This window comes from Pseudomonas sp. UF-293 (genome assembly GCF_058245595.1).
Window position 1 is genome coordinate 41,453 of record NZ_JBSICA010000016.1, and the last position, 20,376, is coordinate 61,828.

General features: G+C 60.6%; 18 protein-coding genes. 11 read left to right on the forward strand and 7 right to left on the reverse strand.

The genetic code is table 11. The features are described 5' to 3' along the window. Positions 1-9: 9 nt before the first annotated feature. Positions 10-660: a GNAT family N-acetyltransferase gene (locus AC4IHP_RS17390; RefSeq protein ID WP_041477100.1), complete on the reverse strand. Its 651-nt coding sequence runs from the start codon at positions 658-660 to the stop codon at positions 10-12. Between the two features lie 298 nt (positions 661-958). Here AC4IHP_RS17390 and xthA point away from each other — a divergent pair, with 298 nt between their 5' ends. Both xthA and AC4IHP_RS17400 read left to right on the forward strand, forming a co-directional pair. Next, complete coding sequence (xthA, locus tag AC4IHP_RS17395) at positions 959-1,771, forward strand: exodeoxyribonuclease III (RefSeq protein WP_490832285.1); 813 nt, start codon at positions 959-961, stop codon at positions 1,769-1,771. 189 nt (positions 1,772-1,960) lie between these two features. Next, entirely contained in the window at positions 1,961-3,295 is a 1,335-nt protein-coding gene (locus AC4IHP_RS17400; protein ID WP_490832286.1) for a substrate-binding domain-containing protein, read from the forward strand. A 121-nt stretch (positions 3,296-3,416) separates the two neighbouring features. On the opposite strand, the gene AC4IHP_RS17405 is transcribed toward AC4IHP_RS17400, so the two are convergent. Continuing rightward, positions 3,417-4,646 carry an acyl-CoA dehydrogenase gene (locus AC4IHP_RS17405; RefSeq protein WP_024013435.1) on the reverse strand — a complete coding sequence of 410 codons (1,230 nt, stop codon included), beginning with the start codon at positions 4,644-4,646 and terminating at the stop codon, positions 3,417-3,419. Between the two features lie 171 nt (positions 4,647-4,817). Here AC4IHP_RS17405 and AC4IHP_RS17410 point away from each other — a divergent pair, with 171 nt between their 5' ends. The 3 genes from AC4IHP_RS17410 (at position 4,818) to AC4IHP_RS17420 (ending at position 7,390) form a co-directional block, all read left to right on the forward strand. Beyond that, the gene (locus AC4IHP_RS17410; protein ID WP_016775308.1) at positions 4,818-5,747 is read left to right on the forward strand and encodes a LysR family transcriptional regulator; all 930 of its coding nucleotides are present in this window, start codon (positions 4,818-4,820) and stop codon (positions 5,745-5,747) included. Between the two features lie 199 nt (positions 5,748-5,946). Then, positions 5,947-6,345: a MerR family transcriptional regulator gene (locus tag AC4IHP_RS17415; RefSeq protein WP_039763349.1), complete on the forward strand. Its 399-nt coding sequence runs from the start codon at positions 5,947-5,949 to the stop codon at positions 6,343-6,345. A 145-nt stretch (positions 6,346-6,490) separates the two neighbouring features. Further along, complete coding sequence (locus AC4IHP_RS17420; protein WP_460120131.1) at positions 6,491-7,390, forward strand: hydroxymethylglutaryl-CoA lyase; 900 nt, start codon at positions 6,491-6,493, stop codon at positions 7,388-7,390. Between the two features lie 653 nt (positions 7,391-8,043). Here the strand turns inward: AC4IHP_RS17420 and AC4IHP_RS17425 are convergent. Continuing rightward, complete coding sequence (locus AC4IHP_RS17425) at positions 8,044-9,741, reverse strand: AMP-binding protein (RefSeq protein WP_490832287.1); 1,698 nt, start codon at positions 9,739-9,741, stop codon at positions 8,044-8,046. A 299-nt stretch (positions 9,742-10,040) separates the two neighbouring features. Between AC4IHP_RS17425 and AC4IHP_RS17430 the strand changes: the two genes are divergently transcribed. The 4 genes from AC4IHP_RS17430 to AC4IHP_RS17445 all read left to right on the forward strand — a co-directional run bounded on the left by AC4IHP_RS17430 (position 10,041) and on the right by AC4IHP_RS17445 (position 15,728). Further along, entirely contained in the window at positions 10,041-11,204 is a 1,164-nt protein-coding gene (locus tag AC4IHP_RS17430) for an isovaleryl-CoA dehydrogenase (protein ID WP_186622035.1), read from the forward strand. Between the two features lie 100 nt (positions 11,205-11,304). Beyond that, positions 11,305-12,909, forward strand: coding sequence for a carboxyl transferase domain-containing protein (locus AC4IHP_RS17435; protein ID WP_490832288.1), 1,605 nt, complete (start codon positions 11,305-11,307; stop codon positions 12,907-12,909). Positions 12,910-12,966: 57 nt separating this feature from the next. Then, complete coding sequence (locus AC4IHP_RS17440) at positions 12,967-13,779, forward strand: gamma-carboxygeranoyl-CoA hydratase (RefSeq protein ID WP_460120136.1); 813 nt, start codon at positions 12,967-12,969, stop codon at positions 13,777-13,779. Next, entirely contained in the window at positions 13,779-15,728 is a 1,950-nt protein-coding gene (locus tag AC4IHP_RS17445) for an acetyl/propionyl/methylcrotonyl-CoA carboxylase subunit alpha (protein ID WP_490832289.1), read from the forward strand. The genes AC4IHP_RS17440 and AC4IHP_RS17445 overlap by 1 nt, the downstream gene beginning before the upstream one ends. Before the next feature lie 42 nt (positions 15,729-15,770). Here the strand turns inward: AC4IHP_RS17445 and AC4IHP_RS17450 are convergent, their stop codons facing one another. Beyond that, positions 15,771-16,430: a LexA family protein gene (locus AC4IHP_RS17450; protein WP_490832290.1), complete on the reverse strand. Its 660-nt coding sequence runs from the start codon at positions 16,428-16,430 to the stop codon at positions 15,771-15,773. Between the two features lie 130 nt (positions 16,431-16,560). Between AC4IHP_RS17450 and AC4IHP_RS17455 the strand changes: the two genes are divergently transcribed. Further along, a complete protein-coding gene (locus AC4IHP_RS17455) occupies positions 16,561-16,959 on the forward strand; it encodes a DUF6124 family protein (protein WP_460125404.1) in 399 nt (132 codons plus the stop codon). 104 nt (positions 16,960-17,063) lie between these two features. On the opposite strand, the gene AC4IHP_RS17460 is transcribed toward AC4IHP_RS17455, so the two are convergent. Beyond that, the gene (locus AC4IHP_RS17460) at positions 17,064-17,282 is read right to left on the reverse strand and encodes a hypothetical protein (protein ID WP_490832291.1); all 219 of its coding nucleotides are present in this window, start codon (positions 17,280-17,282) and stop codon (positions 17,064-17,066) included. A 97-nt stretch (positions 17,283-17,379) separates the two neighbouring features. Here AC4IHP_RS17460 and AC4IHP_RS17465 point away from each other — a divergent pair, with 97 nt between their 5' ends. Beyond that, positions 17,380-18,531: a M14 family metallopeptidase gene (locus AC4IHP_RS17465; protein ID WP_490832292.1), complete on the forward strand. Its 1,152-nt coding sequence runs from the start codon at positions 17,380-17,382 to the stop codon at positions 18,529-18,531. A 59-nt stretch (positions 18,532-18,590) separates the two neighbouring features. Here the strand turns inward: AC4IHP_RS17465 and AC4IHP_RS17470 are convergent, their stop codons facing one another. Further along, complete coding sequence (locus tag AC4IHP_RS17470; RefSeq protein ID WP_460120144.1) at positions 18,591-19,136, reverse strand: cytochrome b; 546 nt, start codon at positions 19,134-19,136, stop codon at positions 18,591-18,593. Next, the gene (locus tag AC4IHP_RS17475; protein ID WP_490832293.1) at positions 19,133-20,239 is read right to left on the reverse strand and encodes a catalase family peroxidase; all 1,107 of its coding nucleotides are present in this window, start codon (positions 20,237-20,239) and stop codon (positions 19,133-19,135) included. Before AC4IHP_RS17475 ends, AC4IHP_RS17470 begins: the two co-directional genes overlap by 4 nt. Between the last annotated feature and the right edge of the window lie 137 nt (positions 20,240-20,376).

Genomic DNA, 20,376 nt, shown 5'->3' on the forward strand with positions numbered 1-20,376 from the left:
GTTCGATCGTTATCCCGTTGCTGTTTGTAACACCTGCGGATTGGCGTGGAAAAATACGTGTTCGCGCACCGGCCCGACGGCAACCTCGCCGATCTCCTGATAACCCTGCCTTTTATAGAATTCCAGGTAGCGCGGGTTACCGGTGTCGAGCACCACGCCCTGTGAGGTTTCATCGACCGCGCACCAGTTGTGCACGGCGGTGAGCAATTGTTCGCCGTAGTGCTTGCCCTGAAATTGCGGATGCACGCCGAGCAACGGCAGCATGTGCACCGAGTCACCGGGCACGCACGCGGCAACGGCATCGTGATATTCCAGATAACGCCGGGTGCAACGAAACCCGGTGCTGAGCACCATGCGCAAGCGCCATGCCCAGCTTTCGGTGACGCCCAGGCGCCGTTGCGGCGGCGCGATCAGGGCGATGCCGATCAGGCGATCATTGACCAACAGGCCGATCGCCGGCAGGTCCTGGAGAAAATGCTGTTTGACCAGCTCGCGCACCGTCGCGCGCACGCGCTGTTCATACCCGGGACGTTCGGCTTCGAACAGGTAGCCGAAGGTCGGCTCGTGGCGATAGGCCTGATACAGCAACGAGCGGGCTTCGCGCGAGTAGCCGCGGTCGAGCATGTGGATGTCGGCAACGGCGGTCTGGGTTTCAGGCATTGCAGTGATTCTCCCCGGGGCGCGCTCGGAGGCTGGCGCGCTTGTTGGTACGAACCTTGGACGGATGTGGTGGTTCCCCTGACAGGTATAGACCAAGTCGGAATCTTCATCGATCTTGCCGGCCTCTTCGCGAGCAGGCTCGCTCCCACAGGGGACCGCGGTCTGAATGTGGGAGCGAGCCTGCTCGCGAAGGGGCCAGATCCAACAACCCAAATCCCACAGGCCAAAATGATTTGTCCCACACTGGCCCATCTCCACCATGTCAGCTAGCATCGCCCTTTTGCCAGGACTGCCGACCATGAAGATTGTTTCCTTCAACATCAACGGACTGCGTGCGCGTCCGCATCAGCTGGCAGCGCTGATCGAAAAACATCAGCCCGACGTGATCGGCCTGCAGGAAACCAAGGTTCACGACGACCAGTTCCCCCTCGATGACATCCGCGCCCTCGGCTATCACGTGCACTTCCATGGCCAGAAGGGCCATTACGGTGTCGCCCTGCTCTCGCGCAACGAACCGATTGCGATTCATAAAGGCTTCGCCACCGATGAAGAAGACGCGCAGCGGCGCTTTATCTGGGGCACTTTCGCCGATGCCAACGGCGTGCCGGTGACGATCATGAACGGCTATTTCCCACAGGGTGAAAGCCGCGACCACCCGACCAAATTCCCCGCCAAGCAGCGTTTCTACAGCGATCTGCAAGCCCTGCTGGAAAGCCAGTTCCACAACGAACAGCCGCTGGTGGTGATGGGCGATGTGAACATTTCCCCGGAAGACTGCGACATCGGCATCGGCCCGGACAACATGAAGCGCTGGCTGAAAACCGGCAAATGCAGCTTCCTGCCGGAAGAACGCGAGTGGATGGCGCGCCTGAAAAACTGGGGCCTGACCGACAGCTATCGCCACCTCAACCCCGACGTGAACGACATGTTCAGCTGGTTCGACTACCGCAGCCGTGGTTTCGAAGATGAGCCGAAGCGTGGCCTGCGCATCGATGTGATTCTGGCGTCCCATGGCCTGCTGCCACGGGTGAAGGATGCGGGCGTGGACTACGAACTGCGCGGCATGGAAAAACCATCGGACCATGCGCCGATCTGGCTTGAGCTGAGCTGATCCAGCCTGAGGGAATTTTCATTGTGGGAGCGAGCCTGCTCGCGAAAGCGGTGGATCAGCGACGAACTTTTCGACTGACACGGCGCATTCGCGAGCAGGCTCGCTCCCACAGGTAATCCCCTGTCATATTTCGGTCACGCGCCTGACTTAATCTCCCCGGCAATCCCCTTGGCTTGATTCGGTGCCGGCATGACCCTGCGTGTTCTCTGCGTTTTCCTGTTGAGTGGCTGGCTGTCGGTGTCCGCCGCCGCCCTGCCGATCCCCGAAAACGGCCCGGCATTGCGCATTCAGGGCTCCAACACCATCGGCGCCGAGCTCGGTCCGGCGTTGGTCGAAGGCCTGTTGCAGGAACAAGGCCTGGTGAAAGTCCACCGGGAAACGCCGGACACCGCCAACGAACAACGCATCCTCGGCCAGACCGCACAAGGCCAACGCGTGGTCATCGAAGTCGCCGCCCACGGTTCCAGCACCGGTTTCACTGCGCTGAAAAACGGCAGTGCTGATCTGGCCGCATCCTCCCGCGAGATAAAGGACAGCGAACAACTGGCCCTGCAAAGCCTCGGCGATCTGAAAAGCCCGACGGCCGAGCAAGTCATTGCCATCGACGGTTTGGCGATCATTCTCAACCCGGCCAATCCACTGCAGCAGCTGGACACCGAGCAACTGGCGCGGATTTTTGCCGGCGAGGTGAAAACCTGGGAAGAGCTCGGTGGCCGTGGCGGCGCCATCCATTTATATGCGCGGGATGACCAATCGGGAACTTACGACACGTTCAAGGAACTGGTCCTGAGCCGGCGTGGGAAAAGTCTCAGCAGCGCAGCGGAACGATTCGAGTCCAGCGAGCAATTGTCCGACGCGGTCAGCGCCGATGCGCAAGGTATCGGCTTCATCGGCTTGCCCTACGTGCGTCAGGCCAAAGCCGTAGCCATTGCCGACGGCGCCTCGCAAGCGATGTTGCCGCTGAACAGTCTGATCGCCACCGAAGATTATCCGCTGTCGCGGCGCTTGTTCTTTTATCTACCGCCGGACAGCCGCAATCCGTGGGCGCAGGCGTTAGCCGCGTTCGCACAGAGCCCACGGGGTCAGGCGATCGTTGCGGCCAGCGGTTTTGTCAGCCAGACCGTGCAGGCCATGAGCGTCGCGCCGAACGCGCTGATGCCCGAGGGTTACCAATCCCTCAGCCGGCATGCCCAGCGTCTGACAGTGAATTTCCGTTTTGCCGAGGGCAGCGCCAGTCTGGACAACAAGGCGCGGCAGGATCTGGCGCGGGTGCTCGACTATATAAAGCGCAATGGCAAGACCGAGCGAGCGGTGACGCTGGTGGGTTTTGGTGATTTGAAGGATGACCCGGCGCGGGCTGATCTGCTGTCCAAGCTACGGGCCATGGCGGTGCGCCGCGAGCTGGTCAAAAACGGTGTGGTCATGCGCGAAGTGCGCGGCTTCGGCGCGCTGATGCCGGTGGCGACCAACAGCGCGGATGAGGGGCGGATCAAGAATCGGCGGGTTGAGGTTTGGGTGTATTGATCCTGATGTCGATGTGCTGAATGTACAGGCCCTTTCGCGAGCAGGCTCGCTCCCACATTGGATCTGTGGCGTGCACAAATCTTGTGGGAGCGAGCCTGCTCGCGAATGAGGCGACGCGGTATTACTGGCCGCTACGCATCATCTCCTTCGGCACATACTTGCCGATCTCGAACTTGCCGATCGCCGCGCGGTGCACTTCGTCCGGGCCGTCGGCCAGGCGCAGGGTGCGCTGCATCGCATACATATAAGCCAGCGGAAAATCGTTCGAGACCCCTGCCCCGCCGTGCATCTGGATAGCGCGGTCGATCACCCGCAAGGCCACGTTCGGCGCAACCACTTTGATCTGCGCGATCTCGCTCTTCGCCACTTTGTTGCCGACGGTATCCATCATGTACGCCGCTTTCAACGTCAGCAGGCGCGCCATGTCGATCTCCATCCGCGAGTCGGCGATCTTGTCGATGTTGCCACCCAGACGCGCGAGCGGTTTGCCGAACGCGGTGCGGCTCACCGAGCGTTTGCACATCAGTTCCAGCGCACGTTCGGCCATGCCGATCGAACGCATGCAGTGGTGAATGCGGCCTGGGCCAAGGCGACCCTGAGCGATTTCGAAGCCACGCCCTTCACCGAGCAGGACATTTTCGTACGGCACCCGCACGTTATCGAACAGCACTTCGGCGTGACCGTGCGGTGCGTCGTCGTAACCGAACACCGGCAGCGGCCGGACGATCTTCACGCCGGGGGTATCAACCGGCACGAGAATCATCGAGTGCTGGGCGTGACGCGGCGCGTCGGGGTTGCTCAGGCCCATGAAGATCAGAATCTTGCAGCGCGGATCGCAGGCGCCGGAGGTCCACCACTTCTTGCCGTTGATCACCCACTGATCGCCATCGCGCACGGCCCGGGCGGCCATGTTGGTTGCGTCGGAAGACGCCACATCAGGCTCGGTCATGGCGAACGCCGAACGGATCTCGCCGCGCAGCAGCGGCTCGAGCCAGCGTTGTTTCTGCTCTTCGTTGGCGTAGCGCACCAGCACTTCCATGTTGCCGGTGTCCGGCGCCGAGCAATTGAACGGCTCCGGCCCCAGCAGGGAACGGCCCATGATTTCCGCCAATGGCGCGTATTCAAGATTGCTCAGGCCGGCGCCCAGCTCGGACTCAGGCAGAAACAAATTCCACAGTCCTTCGGCCTTGGCCTTGGCCTTGAGCTCTTCCATGATCGCGGTCGGCTGCCAGCGATCACCCTCGGCGACCTGGCGTTCGAACACCGCTTCAGCCGGATAAACGTAAGTGTCCATGAACGCAGTCACGCGCTCACGCAGTTCTTGCACCTTGGGCGAATAAGCGAAATCCATGGGTCGTTACCTTCTCGGGCAGAGGTTGTTCAAGTCATGCAATCGATGCTAGAACAGCGCTGATCATTTACCTAGCCTATTCTCGGCGTGTATAAACATTCATCACCAATATATGATCCGCTGATCGTCAGCCCCCCAACACTTGCACTTAATAACAAGAGAAGCCGCGTTATGAACCTGAGCAAGGTCGACCTCAACCTTTTCATCGTCTTCGACGCGATCTACACCGAAGCCAACCTGACCCGCGCCGGGCAGATTGTCGGCATCACCCAGCCGGCGGTGTCCAACGCGCTGGCGCGGTTGCGTGAGACCTTCAACGACCCGCTCTTCGTGCGCACCGCCCAGGGCATGGTGCCCACGCCGATGGCGCAGAACATCATCGGTCCGGTGCGCAACGCCCTGTCGCTGCTGCGCGTGTCGGTGCAGGAAAGCCGCATCTTCAACCCGGCGCAGGCGGTCAAGACTTACCGCATCAGCATGACCGACCTGACGGAAGCGATCATTCTGCCGCCACTGTTCCAGCGCCTGCGCCGCCTCGCGCCAACGGTGATCATCGAAAGCTTTCTGTCCAAGCGCCGGGAAACCACCAAGGAACTGGCGGCCGGGCGTCTGGATTTCGCCGTGGATGCGCCGCTCAACACCGACCCGCAGGTGCGCCACGTCAAGCTGATGGACGACCGTTACGTCTGCGCCATGCGCAAGGGCCATCCGATGGCGGGCAAGGAAAAACTCAGCCTTGATGATTATCTTTCGCTGACTCACATCCATATCTCGAGCCGTCGCAGTGGGCTGGGTTATGTCGATCTGGCGCTGGGCAAAATGGGCATCCAGCGCAAGATCGCCCTGCGCTCGCAGCACTATCTGATGGCTTCGCAGGTGATGCAGCAGACCGACATGGTCATGACCGTGCCGGAACGCTTCGCGCGCCGCCATGATCTGCAGTCGTTCAATTTGCCGGTGAATGATGTGCCGTCGGTGGAAACGCATTTGTACTGGCACGAAAGCACCGACCAGGACCCGGCGAATCGCTGGATGCGCGAGCAGATGATCGAGTTGTGCCAGCAGGTGACGGCGCAGGAGAAGAAGCTGGAAAAGGTGTAAGGCTTTTTTACCGCGTTATCGTTCTTCGCGAGCAGGCTCGCTCCCACAATGAATTGCATTTCATCTGAAGGAACGCGGTCGAATGTGGGAGCGAGCCTGCTCGCGAAGAGGCCTGTACAGACACCCCAAAACCATCCCGCTTGACGTAAACGTAAACCACCGATTAGCTTAGCGCCATGCCCCTTTTCCGAGCGCTTTCATGAGCAGTCAGACCTACAGCATTTCCGACCTCGCCCGCGAGCTGGACATCACCACCCGGGCGATCCGCTTTTATGAAGAGCAAGGCCTGCTCAGCCCTGAGCGCCGTGGCCAGGAACGCATTTATTCACCGCGCGACAAGGTCACGCTGAAGCTGATCCTGCGCGGCAAGCGCATCGGCTTTTCCCTGGCTGAATGTCGCGAGCTGATCGAACTCTACGACCCGTCCGGCGGCAACACCAAGCAGCTCAACAGCATGCTGGCGAAAATCAGCGAACGTCGTGAACAGCTCGAGCAGCAATTGCTGGATATCGAACAGATGAAGCTTGAACTGGATACCGCCGAAGAACGCTGCGTGCAGGCATTGGAGCAGACGCTCAAGAGCCAGCAGGCGGTCTAACGAATCGCCACTTCCCCTGTGGGAGCGAGCCTGCTCGCGAATACGGTCTGACATTCAGAATATCTGTCACTGACCCTACGCTTTCGCGAGCAGGCTCGCTCCCACAGGGATCTTCGTGAACTGAAAAAACAGGCAGGTCCCACCCATGTCCCTCCCCTCTCAAGTACGCCTGATCGAAGTCGGCCCGCGCGATGGCCTGCAGAACGAAGCCCAGCCGATCAGCGTCGCTGACAAGGTGCAACTGGTCGACGCGTTGAGTGCCGCCGGGCTCGGCTATATCGAAGTCGGCAGTTTCGTCTCGCCGAAATGGGTGCCGCAGATGGCCGGGTCCGCCGAGGTGTTTGCGCAGATCCAGCGCAAGCCCGGCGTGACCTATGGCGCGCTGGCGCCGAATCTGCGCGGCTTTGAAGACGCGCTCGCCGCCGGGGTCAAGGAAGTCGCGGTGTTCGCTGCGGCGTCCGAGGCGTTCTCGCAGCGCAACATCAATTGCTCGATCAGCGAAAGCCTGGCGCGGTTCGCGCCGATCATGGAGGCGGCGAAACAACACGGCGTTACCGTGCGCGGTTACGTTTCCTGCGTGCTGGGCTGTCCGTATGAAGGCACGGTGGCGCCTGAGCAAGTGGCGATGGTCGCGCGCGAGCTGTACGCGATGGGCTGCTATGAAGTTTCGTTAGGCGACACCATCGGCACCGGCACGGCGGGCGCGACCCGACGCCTGTTCGAGGTGGTGTCGGCGCAGGTGCCACGGGACAGGCTCGCCGGACATTTCCACGACACCTACGGCCAGGCCATGGCCAACATCTACGCCAGCCTGCTCGAAGGCATTGCAGTGTTCGACAGCTCTATCGCCGGCCTCGGCGGCTGCCCTTATGCCAAAGGCGCGAGCGGTAACGTTGCCACCGAAGACGTGGTGTACCTGCTCAATGGCCTGGGCATCGAGACCGGTATCGATCTGGACGCCTTGATTGCTGCAGGCCAGCAGATCAGCGCAGTGCTCGGTCGCCCGAGCGGTTCGCGGGTGGCCAAGGCGCGCAGTGCGCACTGAGGTGTTACCGCTGCGTCAGCGATGTGGGCAAAAGCGAGTAACACGGAAACAAATTGTCTGGCTTTGCCCAGAGCTGAAAACGCCAGAAAATCTCAAGCAGCTGATTTATAAGGATTTTTAAAAGCTGGCACGACACCTGCTATCTCTATCGCATAACAAGAATAAAAAGCCGCAAACCAATAAAAACAAGACGAAACGACTCTGACATAACAAGAACAACACGGCAGAGACGCAGCTAACAGATTTTTTTGGAGAAGGTGTGCTTTTCAGGGTGCTCTCAGGAGTGACCCGCAACCGGGCAGAGAACAATAAAACTACCTTCAGGTAGCTCCCGAATCGGTTGGATCGTTAACGAGAAAGCAGATCAGCGCTCAAAAAAATACGTTTGCTCTTGACCCCGGATGGGGGTCGCCAAAAGCTGTACAGGGCCACGGTTGCCAAAAACAACAATAGACCGAGCCTCAATAATAAAAAGAGCACGCAACGACAAATTAAAGGGGAGCTTCGGCTCCCCTTTGTGCTTTCTGCAATTCGTCTCTCTGTCACTGCATCCCTGTGGGAGCGAGCCTGCTCGCGAAAACGGTGTATCAGACAGATTTGCGCTGAATGACACACTGCATTCGCGAGCAGGCTCGCTCCCACAGAAGTTGTGATTATCGGTCGATTGTTTTCAGCTCTTCGATACTGATCTCACGCATCCTGAATTTCTGGATCTTCCCCGTCACCGTCATCGGAAACGCTTCAACGAACTTGAAGTAACGCGGTGTCTTGAAGTGCGCAATACGCTCCTTGCACCACGCTTGCAGCTCCAGCTCCGAGGCGCTGAAGCCGGGGTGGAATTTGATCCAGGCGACGATTTCCTCACCGTAGCGCGGGCACGGAATGCCGATCACCTGCACGTCCGCCACCGCCGGATGAGTGAAGAAAAACTCCTCCAGCTCACGGGGATAAACGTTCTCGCCGCCACGAATGATCATGTCCTTGTTTCGCCCGGCGATGTTGACATAGCCCTCCTCGTTCATGCTCGCCAGGTCGCCGGTATGCATCCACCCCGCCTCGTCGATGGCCTCGGCGGTGGCCTGCGGGTTGTTCCAGTAACCGAGCATCACGCTATAGCCGCGCGTGCACAATTCGCCGATGGTGCCGCGCGGCACGAGGTTGCCAGCGTCGTCGATGATCTTGCTTTCCAGTTGCGGCTGAGTGCGGCCGACGGTGGTGACGCGCAACTCCAGCCCATCCGCCGGCCCGGTCTGCAGCGACACCGGGCTGGTTTCGGTCATGCCGTAGGCGATCTGCACTTCGCTCATGTGCATCTCGTTGATGACCCGGCGCATGACCTCGATCGGACAAGTGGCGCCGGCCATGATCCCGGTGCGCAGGCTCGACAGGTCGAAGGTCTGCCGGTGCGGCTGATCGAGCATGGCGATGAACATGGTCGGCACACCGTACAGCGCCGTGGCTTTTTCTTCGGCTACCGCTTGCAGAGTCACCGCCGGATCAAAGGCGTCGCTGGGGTAAATCATCGTACTGCCATGGGTGACGCAGCCGAGGTTGCCCATGACCATGCCGAAGCAGTGATACAGCGGCACCGGAATCACCAGACGATCAGCAGCTGTCAGGCCGAGGCTTTCGCCGACCATGTAGCCGTTGTTGAGAATGTTGTAGTGACTGAGGGTCGCGCCTTTGGGGAAACCGGTGGTGCCGGAGGTGTACTGGATGTTCACCGGTTGATCGAAATGCAGGCTGGCGCTGCGTTCGGCCAACTGATCGGGCGAGACGCTGGCAGCCAGTTCGCTGAGCTGCGACCACGGCAGAAAACCGGCTGGCGGTGTTGCGTCGAGGCTGATCGCACCGCGCAACTCCGGCAGGCGTTCGCTACGCAGCTGACCAATGGCGTGTTCAGCCAATTCTGGCGCCAGGCTCTGGAGCATTTCATGGTAATTCGAGGTCTTGAACGCTCCGGCACAGACCAGCCACTGGCAGCCGGACTGCTTGAGCACGTACTCGAGTTCGGAGCTGCGATAGGCGGGATTGATGTTGACCAGGATCACGCCGATCTTCGCCGTGGCGAACTGGGTGATGCACCACTGCGCGCAGTTCGGCGCCCAGATGCCGAGGCGATCGCCGGTCTGCAAGCCCAGCGCGAGCAAGGCTCGGGCCTGCTCGTCTACTGCTTCGGCCAGTTGCCGCCAGGAGTAACGCAACTGCTGATGGCGCACCACCAGCGCTTCGCCGTCCGGGTGTTGCGCGACAGTCTGATCGAAGCGCTGACCGATGGTCATCGCCAGCAGGGCTTGGTCCTGAGAGCCACGGCTGTAGCTACGCTGTGGGTTTGCACTGGATTGATCCATGACGACCCCTATTGTCTTTATTAGTGGGCTTTCCCGGTTTTGAATCCCTGTGGGAGCGAGCCTGCTCGCGAGCACGCTGCGTCATTCACCCTCGATGGCGACTGTTACAGCGCTTTCGCGAACAGGCTCGCTCCCCCAAAAACAAACCGATATCTGATCCTGAACTGCCCTTACTCTCGCCCAAGTTGACGCTTACGTAAAGCCGATTGACAGTCGAACTGTGGAAGCTTTACGTTAACGTAAAGCTGAACGCCGATTCGTCGTGCGCTCCACCCGATAAAAAAGCCAAAAGGTGACCCATGAGCTATCCATCCCTGAATTTCGCCCTCGGTGAAACCATCGACATGCTGCGCGATCAGGTGCAGTCCTTTGTCGCCGATCAGATCGCCCCGCGTGCCGCGCAGATCGATCAGGACAACCTGTTCCCCGCCGACATGTGGCGCAAGTTCGGTGACATGGGCCTGCTCGGCATCACCGTGCCGGAAGAGTACGGCGGCGCCGGTCTGGGTTATCTGGCGCACGTGGTGGCGATGGAAGAAATCAGCCGTGGCTCGGCGTCGGTGGCGTTGTCCTACGGCGCGCACTCCAACCTCTGCGTCAACCAGATCAACCGCAACGGCAACCACGAACAGAAAACCAAATACCTGCCAAAACTGATCAGCGGCGAGCACGTTGGCGCCCTGGCGATGAGCGAGCCCAACGCTGGTTCCGACGTGGTTTCGATGAAACTGCGCGCCGATAAACGCGGCGACCGCTTCGTCCTCAACGGCAGCAAAACCTGGATCACCAACGGCCCCGACGCCAACACCTACGTGATCTACGCCAAGACCGATCTGGAAAAAGGCCCGCACGGCATCACTGCATTCATCGTCGAGCGCGACTGGAAAGGCTTCAGCCGCAGCAACAAGTTCGACAAGCTGGGCATGCGCGGCTCCAACACCTGCGAGCTGTTTTTCGATGACGTCGAAGTACCGGAAGAGAACATTCTCGGCGTGCTCAACGGTGGCGTGAAAGTGCTGATGAGCGGCCTCGATTATGAGCGCGTAGTGCTGTCGGGCGGGCCGACCGGAATCATGCAGTCGTGCATGGACCTGATCGTGCCGTACATCCACGACCGCAAGCAGTTCGGCCAGAGCATCGGCGAGTTCCAGCTGATCCAGGGCAAAGTCGCCGACATGTACACCCAGCTCAACGCCAGCCGCGCTTATCTGTACGCGGTGGCCCAGGCCTGTGAGCGCGGCGAAACCACGCGCAAGGACGCGGCCGGGGTGATCCTCTACACCGCCGAACGCGCCACGCAAATGGCCCTCGACGCGATCCAGATTCTCGGCGGCAACGGCTACATCAACGAATTCCCGGCCGGCCGCCTGCTGCGCGACGCCAAGCTCTACGAAATCGGCGCCGGCACCAGCGAAATCCGCCGCATGCTGATCGGCCGTGAACTGTTCAACGAGACGAAATGAATTTCGTCAGCTGCAAGCCGCAAGCTACAAGAGAACCACGCTCTTGCCCCAACTTGCAGCTTGCCGCTTGTAGCTAGAAGCTGCTTACGGAGTAAGCCCCATGATTCTGCACACTCAGCTCAACCCGCGTTCAGCGGAGTTCGCCGCCAACAGCGCGGCGATGCTCAAACAGGTCGACGCGCTGCACACCCTGCTCGCCCAAGTGGCGCAGGGTGGCGGTGCGAAGGCTCAGGAACGCCATACCTCGCGGGGTAAATTGCTGCCGCGCGAGCGCATCAATCGCTTGCTTGATCCGGGCTCACCGTTTCTCGAAATCAGCCAACTGGCCGCCCATGCGGTTTACGGCGAAGACGTCCCGGCTGCCGGGGTGATCGCCGGGATCGGCCGCGTCGAAGGCGTCGAGTGCATGATCGTCGCCAATGATGCGACGGTTAAAGGCGGCTCGTATTACCCGCTGACCGTGAAGAAACACCTGCGCGCTCAGACCATCGCCCAGCAGAATCGCCTGCCATGCATTTATCTGGTGGACTCGGGCGGCGCCAACCTGCCTCGGCAGGACGAAGTGTTTCCGGATCGCGAGCACTTCGGGCGGATCTTCTTCAATCAGGCCAACATGAGCGCCATGGGCATCCCGCAGATCGCCGTGGTCATGGGCTCGTGCACCGCTGGCGGCGCGTATGTGCCGGCGATGGCGGACGAGGCGATCATGGTGCGCAACCAGGCGACGATTTTCCTCGCCGGCCCGCCGCTGGTAAAAGCCGCGACCGGCGAAGTGGTCAGTGCCGAAGATCTGGGCGGCGCCGATGTGCACTGCAAGACCTCCGGCGTGGCCGACCATTACGCCGAGAACGACGAACACGCCCTCGCCCTCGCCCGCCGCAGCGTCGCCAACCTCAACTGGCGCAAGCTCGGCGAGGTGCAGCAACGCACGCCGATCGCGCCGCTATACGCCAGCGACGAGCTGTACGGCGTGATTCCGGCCGACGCCAAGCAGCCATTCGATGTGCGCGAAGTGATTGCGCGGCTGGTCGACGGCTCGGTGTTCGATGAATTCAAAGCGCTGTTCGGCACCACGCTGGTCTGCGGTTTCGCGCACTTGCACGGCTACCCGATCGCGATTCTGGCAAACAACGGCATTCTCTTCGCCGAAGCCGCGCAAAAAGGCGCGCATTTCATCGAGCTGGCCTGCCAACGCGGCATCCCGCTGCTGTTTCTGCAGAACATCACTGGCTTCATGGTCGGGCAGAAATACGAGGCCGGCGGTATCGCCAAGCACGGCGCGAAACTGGTGACCGCGGTGGCCTGCGCCAAGGTGCCGAAATTCACCGTGATCATCGGCGGCAGCTTCGGTGCCGGCAACTACGGCATGTGCGGTCGCGCTTACGATCCGCGTTTCTTGTGGATGTGGCCGAATGCGCGGATTGGCGTGATGGGCGCCGAACAGGCCGCCGGCGTCTTGGTGCAGGTCAAGCGCGAACAGGCCGAACGCAGCGGTCAGGCGTTCAGCGCCGAGCAGGAGACCGAGATCAAGCAGCCGATTCTCGACCAGTACGAAGAACAGGGTCACCCCTACTACTCCAGCGCACGACTGTGGGACGACGGCGTCATCGACCCGGCGCAGACCCGCGATGTGCTGGCCCTGGCCTTGTCCGCGTCGCTGAACGCGCCAATCGAACCGAGCCGCTTCGGCGTGTTCCGGATGTGATGCTTTTTGTGGGAGCGAGCCTGCTCGCTCCCACAAGAACCGTGGAGACGGATGAATATGAGCGACTTCAATACCCTCGAACTGCAAAACGACCCACGCGGTTTCGCGACGCTGTGGCTCAACCGCGCCGAGAAAAACAACGCCTTCAACGCCGAGATGATCCGCGAACTGATCCTCGCCCTCGACAAGGTCGCCAGCGATTCGAGTCTGCGTTTCCTGCTGCTGCGTGGGCGCGGCAAGCATTTCAGTGCCGGCGCCGATCTGGCCTGGATGCAGCAATCGGCGGAACTCGATTACCACACCAATCTTGACGATGCCCGCGAACTGGCCGAGCTGATGTACAACCTCGCCAAACTGAAAATCCCCACGCTGGCCGTGGTTCAGGGTGCGGCGTTCGGTGGCGCGCTGGGCTTGATCAGTTGCTGTGACATGGCGATCGGCGCCGATGACGCGCAGTTCTGCCTGTCGGAAGTGCGCATCGGCCTGGCGCCGGCGGTGATCAGTCCGTTCGTGGTGCAGGCGATCGGTGAACGGGCGGCGCGGCGTTACGCGCTGACGGCCGAGCGCTTCGGCGGCCAGCGGGCGCGTGAAATCGGCTTGCTCGCCGAGAGTTATCCTGCCGCTGAGCTGGAGCAACAGGTCGAACAGTGGATCGACAACCTGCTGCTCAACAGCCCCGCCGCGATGCGCGCCAGCAAGGACTTGCTGCGCGAAGTCGGCAACGGCGCGCTGACCCCGGCCCTGCGCCGCTACACCGAAAATGCCATCGCGCGGATTCGCGTCAGCCCTGAAGGCCAGGAAGGCTTGCGCGCCTTCCTGCAGAAACGCCCACCGAACTGGCAAGCCGCATCCACCAAGGAGTCGCGTTGATGAGCGCACCTGTGATTACCACTGTGCTGGTGGCCAACCGTGGCGAAATCGCCTGCCGGGTCATGCGCACTGCCAAGGCACTGGGCCTGACCACCGTCGCCGTGCACAGCGCCACCGACCGCGATGCGCGGCACAGCCGTGAAGCCGATATTCGCGTTGACCTGGGCGGCAGCAAGGCCGCTGAGAGTTATCTGCAAATCGACAAATTGATCGCCGCTGCCAAAGCCAGCGGCGCCCAGGCGATTCATCCCGGCTACGGCTTTCTCTCGGAAAACGCCGGATTCGCCCGCGCCATTGAAGGCGCCGGACTGATCTTCCTCGGCCCGCCCGCCTCGGCCATCGATGCGATGGGCAGCAAATCCGCCGCCAAAGCGCTGATGGAGAAGGCCGGCGTGCCATTGGTGCCGGGCTATCACGGCGAAGCGCAGGATTTCGACACCTTCCGCGAAGCCTGCGAATGCATCGGTTATCCGGTGCTGCTCAAGGCTACGGCCGGCGGCGGTGGTAAAGGCATGAAAGTCGTCGAGGATGTCAGCCAATTGGCCGAAGCCCTCGCCTCGGCACAGCGCGAAGCGCAATCGTCATTTGGCGACTCGCGAATGCTGGTGGAGAAGTATCTGCTCAAGCCGCGTCATGTCGAGATTCAGGTGTTCGCCGATCAGCACGGCAACTGCCTGTATCTCAACGAACGCGATTGCTCGATTCAGCGTCGGCACCAGAAAGTCGTCGAAGAAGCTCCAGCACCGGGACTGACGCCGGCATTGCGCCGGGCGATGGGCGAAGCGGCTGTACGTTCGGCGCAGGCGATCGGTTATGTCGGCGCCGGCACCGTGGAGTTTTTGCTGGATGCGCGCGGCGAATTTTTCTTCATGGAGATGAATACCCGATTGCAGGTCGAGCACCCGGTGACCGAAGCGATCACCGGGCTCGATCTGGTCGCCTGGCAGATCCGCGTCGCCCGTGGTGAAGTGCTGCCGATCACCCAGGCGCAGGTACCGCTCAATGGTCACGCGATTGAAGTACGCCTGTATGCCGAAGATCCGGCGAATGATTTCCTCCCGGCCACCGGGCGTCTGGACTTGTACCGCGAATCGGCGCAAGGGCCGGGGCGGCGGGTCGACAGCGGCGTTGAGGAAGGTGACGAGATATCGCCCTTCTACGACCCGATGCTCGGCAAACTGATCGCCTGGGGTGAAGATCGCGAGCAGGCACGCTTGCGTCTGTTGAGCATGCTCGACGAGTTTGCGATTGGCGGGCTGAAGACCAACATCAATTTCCTGCGCCGGATCATCGCGCATCCGGCGTTTGCAGCGGCAGAGCTGGATACCGGGTTCATTCCGCGTTATCAGGAGCAGTTGCGGCCAGCACCAGGCGCGTTGAGCGATGAGTTCTGGCAGGTGGCGGCGCAGGCGTTTGCGCAGAGTTCGCCCAAGCGTGCGCGGGCAGATGATCCCGCTTCGCCGTGGGCTTCAGCTGGCGGATTGCGAGCAGGTTTGCCGGCGGAAATCACTTTGCATTTGAGTTGCGAGGGACAGGATCGCGCGCTGACTTTGGGCTCTGCGGCCTCTGCGACACTGCTGGGCGAAGCGCTGGTCGTCGAGCATGACGGCGTGCGCCGCCCGTTGCGGGCGATTCGTCAGGGTGGTTCGTTGTATCTGCAATGGGACGGCGAATTACGGCGCATCGATGCGTTCGATCCGATCAGTGCCGTTGAAGCCAGCCACAGCCATCAGGGCGGTCTGACCGCGCCAATGAACGGCAGCATCGTGCGTGTGTTGGTCGAACTGGGCCAGTCGGTCGAGGCCGGGGCGCAACTGGTGGTGCTCGAAGCCATGAAGATGGAACACAGCATCCGCGCGCCGCACGCCGGGGTGATCAAAGCGCTGTACTGCCGGGAAGGCGATATGGTCAGTGAAGGCAGCGCTTTGGTGGAGCTCGAAGAAGAGTGAAATGAAAGGATCGATCCTGGCGTTGAGCGAAGATCGATCCACTCAGTAACGCGCCGTTGCCTGAACCACCACGCCGATAAGCCGGCATTCATCGGTGAGCAGGGTTTTCGGCCAGGTTGGATTGAGCGGCACCAGGTAACGCTGGCCGGCCTGCTCGTCGAGTTTGCGGAAAATCGCTTCTTCGCTGTCCGGCCACTGGGCGATCACCAATTTGCCAGGCACCGCCTCCAGCTCTGGGTCAACCAGAATCAGCATGCCCTCGGCAATGCTCTGGCCGCTGGGCGCGGTCATCGAATCCCCCGTTACCGTCAGCCAGAACGCGGCACCGCCACGAGCGTGGTAATCCGTGAGTTCGAAGCGCTGCTTCGCTGATGCTCCGGGATAGCTCGCCGCCGCGTCGCGCACCTCGCACGGCGCTCGCCAGTCGTAAACCGGGTAACGGAAGTACGGGTTGTACTTCTGCGCCAGCGGCATCTCGTCATCGGCGGCGGGCTGCGGTTCGCGGATCACCAGCACGACTTCCAGGAAATCCATTCCCAGTGCCTTGAGCACCCGGTTCATTTCGGTAACACCGGGCTCGCGACGCTTGTTCAGCCAATGACCGATCCCGCCCTGGGACATGCCGACGCGCTCTCCGAGCTCTGTTTGAGTGACTTTGAGTTCACTCATCTTGGCCTTGACCAATTCAATCCATTTATCCATGTGCCGCACCTTACGCGGACGTCTTCGACCGGCAAAACACATATTGTAGTATTTAAATTCTCGTCACAAATACAGGCGGTACTATCCTAGAGAAACGGACTTTCAAATGAACATGGAGTGCCTTCTCATGATGAACATCAGCAGCAAAGACCTGCCCGATCTGCAAATCGACACCAGCTTCACCTCGCCCCAAGGTAACGCTGCCGCACAGCGCGCGTTGGACTACTACTTGAAACCGACTGTTTCGAAATCCGAGACGGACGAACGGTTCTTCGATGTCAAAAACCATCTCAGTGGCGAGGAAGCACTGGTGCACGCCTCGGACTTGTTGCGATGTGCAGCCGCCACCGCGTTCAAGGCGGCAGAAAACCTGCAAGGCACCAGTCGCGATCTGGCCTTTTCGGTGGTGCACATGGTGGATATGGCGCGGGCGATGGTCGACCATTCGATCGACAACGACGAAGTCACGGCGGACAAGGTACGGGCGGACAGGAAAGAATTTTCCCATCGCGCAGATAAAAACGTTTGACTTGCAAATGATAATGATTATTATTGCAAGCAGCTGATCGCGAGATCAGTCGATGGACCAGAGACCTTAGGTCGGTCTTCTGGACTATCTCCTCATCAGGCTAATCACGGTTTTTGACCCGGCTTTTTGCCGGGTCTTTTTTTGCCCGTTTTCCGGGCTTGTGTCTTCAGGCTAATGAAGTCTTTGGGTGCTGCAAATTCGATGGCGCGGATAATATCAAAAGAATGTTGATTGGCAAGCCGAGCCCGGCCACATTGGGCAAAACTAATGGCAATCAGCACTTGAGAATCAATCGCATAGCCTCTAAGCTGCTGGCGCGTCACGGAGGACGCCCCCCCCGCTACACCCGCAATTCCCCTCGGTTTCAGCATTGCCTGCGTGTAAAGTACCGGTCATAAAAATCCTGCTCAGGAAGCGACTATGACCGTGGCCAAATCTTCGTTCGACATCAGCGCCAATTTCGACAGCGGCAACATCCAAGTCATCGACATCAGCAACCCGCTCAATCCCGTCCTGGCCATCCGCCCGGACACCCGCAGCGCTCATTTTCAGTGGTTCCACTTCAAGGCCAGCGGCCTGCACGTACATCAGGAACACTGGTTTCGCCTGGTCAATGCCAGCCAGTCCTCCTACAACAAAGCCTGGACCGGTTATCAGGCAGTCGCTTCCTACGACCACGTCAACTGGTTCCGCATCCCTACCAGCTTCGAAGGCGACAGCCTGCGCTTCTGCCTCGAAGCCGAACAGACCCACGCCTGGTTCGCCTACTTCGAACCTTACAGCCGCGGCCGTCACGATTGGTTGATCGAGCAGGCGCTGAGCAAGGCTGGCACCCAATTGCTGGCGACCGGCAAAAGTGTCGAAGGCCGTGACATCCAATTGCTGCGCAAAGGCAGCGGTGCCGAAGGCCAGCGCAAAGTCTGGATCATTGCCCAGCAGCACCCGGGCGAGCACATGGCTGAATGGTTCATGGAAGGCGTGATCGAGCGTCTGGAACGCCATGACGACCCGATTCTGAACAAACTGCTGGCGAGCGCCGATCTGTATCTGGTACCGAACATGAATCCGGACGGTGCCTTCCACGGCCACCTGCGCACCAACGCCATGGGCCAGGACTTGAATCGCGCCTGGCAGAACGCCAGTCAGAACATCAGCCCCGAAGTGCTTTTCGTCCAGCAGCAGATGGAAAAGTATGGCGTCGATGCGTTTATCGACGTACACGGCGACGAGGAAATCCCCCACGTCTTCACGGCCGGCTGTGAAGGCAACCCGGGCTTCACTGCGCGTATCGAAAAGCTTGAAGAGCATTTCCGCAGCCACCTCAAGCACACCACCAAAGACTTCCAGACCACCTACGGTTACACCCGCGACGAACCGGGCCAGGCCAATATGACACTGGCCTGCAACAGCGTTGGGCAGAAATTCGACTGCCTGTCGCTGACCCTGGAGATGCCGTTCAAGGACCACGACGACCACCCGGACAAGCTCACCGGCTGGTCGGGCAAACGTTCGAAGCAATTGGGCAAAGACGTGCTGACCACGCTCGCCGACATGGTCGACACCTTGCGCTGACTCCCTCCCCTGTAACAACAAAAGATCGCAGCCGGCCTGCGATCTTTTGCTTTAACCGGTCAGCCGCGATCGCGCCCGCGCAACATGCTGTCGAGCACTTCGTCACGACGCACCCAGCCATGGAACAGCGCCGCCGCCAGGTGCAGCAGCACCGTCAGAAACAGCAGATACGCCAGATAGCCATGCGCCTTGCGCAGCAGCGCAAACAGTTGCGGATCGGCCGGCACAATTGGCGGCAGATGCAGCGACGCCGAAAGCATCACCGGTTCGCCCGAGGCACTGATCATCGCCCAGCCGAGCAACGGCAATACCAGCATCAACGCGTACAACAAGACGTGAGAAGCCTTGGCTGCGAGCACCTGCCAGCCCGGCAGATCATCCGGCAACGGTGGCTGACGCGTGGTGAAGCGCACCAACAGACGCACGATCACCAGCGCCAGGATCGCGATGCCCAGTGGCTTGTGCAGATGTATGAGCCATTCATGGCGAGACGACACCGACGTGACCATGCCCGCACCGATAAACAGCATGGCGATGATCATCAGCGCCATCAGCCAGTGCAGCAGGCGTGCCAGCAAAACGAAATGAGTCGGTTGCTTGCTCATGGGCGAGCCTCCTGTTTGGCGGCGGGCAACTGGCTGACTTCGCTGGTGCGACGCAGGTACGAATCGGCATAGCCGGCAGAACGCGCGGCAAGCAGTGGATCTTCCGAGCCTTGAATCCCGGCCGGGAGCACCAGCGGGTCGTAGTTGATGTCACGGCATTCACCGCTGAGCTGCGGCTGGGTTTTCTCCAGCACCAGAGTCCCGGCGTTCAGCACTTTGCGATCTGCGGGCCAGGTCTTGCTGGCATCGTTTACCGGGTCGCCAGCGTTGGCCAAGGTGATGTTCAACTGGAAGCGCAAAGGCGCTGCGGCCAGGCGTTGCACCAGATCCTTCTCGAGAAAATCGGCGCCTTCAGGAGCGGCGGCACCTGCCGCGTCCTGGGCCAATGGCGTCATGCTCCAGCGCACGGCCTGTTTCTTGCCGTTGCCATCGACCAGATAGAACGCATTGATGCTGTTATAGGTTTCAGTGGCGTAGCTGGCCGAAGGTTTGGCGGTCTTCACCCAAGTCAAAAACGGCACGGCTTCTGGATGTGCAGCGAAGAACGCCGGCACCTTCGCTGGATCGGGCTTGCCGGTGGCCGGATCCGGCGACTGCGCCTGCTGCAATTGATAGAACGCCTCGGGCGTGCCGACCGGAAACACCGGCATGCTGTTCATCCCGGTGCGCCATTGCTGCCCGTCAGCCTGAGTGAAACGCAGTGCCAGACTGCGGATCGGCACGGCGCTGTCCGGCGCATAGGGATTGCCGGCCGGCAAGGCGAAACGCCCCACCACCGGCGTCTGCGGCAGGTTGAACACTTGTGCAGTAGAGAATGCCCGCGCCTCGCCGCTGCTTTCGAAATGGCCGATCACGCAGACACCTTTGGCGTGATTGCGACGAAAGCCGGGATGCACGCCGTTGTTCTTCTCCAGCACATCGACCAGCGCCTTTGGCGTCAGTCGTTGTGGGTCAAGGTTGCCATGCACGTAGGCAAACGCCCCGGCCACAGCGGCGACGATCACGGCAATGCCGCCCAGTCGTAAAACCAGGCTCGCGGCGCTCAGTGGCTGGCGCGGCGGCCTGCCGGGCGGTGCAGCGTTGGGGGACGAGCGATCAACCATGAATATCTCCAGGCCATCGGCCACAAGTGGAAAGAGTCAGCAAGACGCACCCCGTCCGGGTTTATTCCACGGCGCGGTATTTATTTTCGCGCACGGGGAATAACCTGCACTGACGGGCGTCTTCCTAGTCCACAGCG